Origin of the sequence: Microbispora amethystogenes (genome assembly GCF_016863015.1) — a bacterium.
Classification (GTDB): Bacteria; Actinomycetota; Actinomycetes; order Streptosporangiales; family Streptosporangiaceae; genus Microbispora; species Microbispora amethystogenes.
On the sequence record NZ_BOOB01000108.1, the window covers coordinates 1 to 2088 of the forward strand.

Below are 2088 nucleotides of genomic sequence, written 5' to 3' on the forward strand. Positions count from 1 at the left end.
AGCGCGGCTACGGCTACGGCCCGGCCTTCCAGGGCCTGCAGGCGGCCTGGCGACGCGGCGAGGACCTGTACGCCGAGGTCGCCCTGCCCGACCAGGAACACCAGGACGCCGCCCTCTTCGGCCTCCACCCCGCCCTGTTCGACGCGGCACTGCACGCACTGCACTTCGGCGGGGATGACACGGACGGCGGCCCCACGATGCTGCCGTTCTCCTGGGCGGGCGTGTCGCTGAGCGCCGTCGGCGCGACGGCGCTGCGCGTCCGGCTGACGCCCGCGGGGCCGAACGCCTTCTCCCTGGAGATCGCGGACACCGAGGGAGCGCCGGTCGCCGCCGTACGGTCGCTCACGTCGCGGCCGGTCGCGCCGGAACAGCTGCAGCCCGCGCAACTGCACGACTCGCTGTACCGGGTCGACTGGACCAAGGTGCCGGCGCCCTCAGCCGTCTCCCTGACGTACGCCGACTGGGCGGCTCTGGACCCGGCCGCGTCAAGGGTGCCGGATGTCATCGTGCTCCGGGTGTCCTCCGGCGACCCGGACGGCGCTTCCGCGGACGAGGCCGCGGTGGTCAGAGCCACGACCCACCAGGTGCTGGCCGCGCTGCAGGAGTGGACGGCCGGCGAGCGGTTCGCCGACAGCAGGCTGCTGGTCGTCACCCGGGGGGCGGTCGCCCCGCTGCCCGGCGCGGACGACGTGACCGACCTCGCCGGCGCGGCTGTCTGGGGGCTGGTGCGGACCGCGCAGCGGGAGCACCCCGACCGGATCGTCCTCGCCGACCTGGACGGCAGCGTGGACGTCGGCGCGGTCATGGCCATCGGCGAGCCGCAGGTTGCGCTCCGCGACGGAGCCGCGTACGCGCCCCGCCTGGTCCGCGTACCCGCCGCGACCACTGAGGCTGAGCCAGTGACGTCGTTCTCCGCCGAGGGGACGGTGCTGGTCACGGGTGGCACGGGGATGCTGGGCCGGTTGGTGGCGCGGCACCTGGTGGTGACGCATGGGGTGCGTCATCTGCTGCTGACCAGCAGGAGCGCCTCGGCCGAGAGCGCCGCTGATCTGATCGGTGAGCTTGCGGACCTCGGCGCCGAGGTGAAGGTGGCGGCGGCCGACGCCGCTGATCGTGCCTCGCTCGCGGGAGTGCTGGCAGGCATCCCGGCGGAGCATCCGCTGGTGGGGGTCGTACACCTGGCGGGTGTGCTGGACGACGGTGTGATCGGGTCGCTGACGCCGGAGCGAATGGATCGGGTGCTGCGTCCGAAGGTGGACGCGGCGCTTAACCTGCACGAGCTGACGCGGGATCATGATCTGGCTGCCTTCGTGCTGTTCTCCTCGGCGTCGGGAGTCTTCGGGACGCCGGGTCAGGGCAGTTACGCCGCGGCGAACGCGTTCCTGGACGCGCTGGCCGCGCACCGCCGGGGAGGTGGCCTCACCGCTCAGTCGCTGGCCTGGGGGCTGTGGGCCGACGATGCCGGGATGGCCGGCGAACTGGCCGACACCGACCGGCAGCGGCTGAGCCGCAACGGCGTGGAGCCCCTGTCGGCTCAGCAGGGGCTGGAGCTGTTCGACGTCGCGTGCACCGTGGACTCCGGCACGCTGGTGCCGATCCGGCTGGACTTCGCCGCGCTCGCCGAAGCGGGAGCGGAGCTTCCGTCCCTCTTCCGCACGCTCGTCCGCGTGCCCACCCGCCGGGTGGCCGCCGTGGGCGGCGGCGCGTCCTCCGCCGTACGGGAGAGGTTCGCCGGACTGACCGCGGCCGAGCGGGTCGCCGCCGCTCTCGACATCGTGCGTACGCAGGCGGCCGCCGTTCTCGGACATGCCGGGGTCGAGGCGATCGAGCCCGACCGGGCCTTCGGTGAGCTGGGCTTCGACTCGCTGTCCGCAGTGGAACTCCGCAACGGACTGAACGCGGCCACCGGGCTGCGGCTGCCGGCGTCGCTGGTCTTCGACTACCCCAACGCGCTCGCGGTCGCCGAGCACATCGCGGCCGAGGTGGTCGGCGCCGACACCCGGCGTACGGCGGTGGCGGCCACGGCCGGCTCGGCCGACGAGCCGCTGGCGATCGTGGGCATGGCGTGCCGCTATCCGGGCGGGGTGT

General features: G+C 73.9%; 1 protein-coding gene. It reads left to right on the forward strand.

What is annotated here, in order from left to right; all coding sequences use genetic code 11:
* Positions 1–2088, forward strand: a 2088-nt coding sequence (locus tag Mam01_RS35875) for a type I polyketide synthase (protein WP_204289668.1), incomplete at both ends; no start/stop codon positions are given.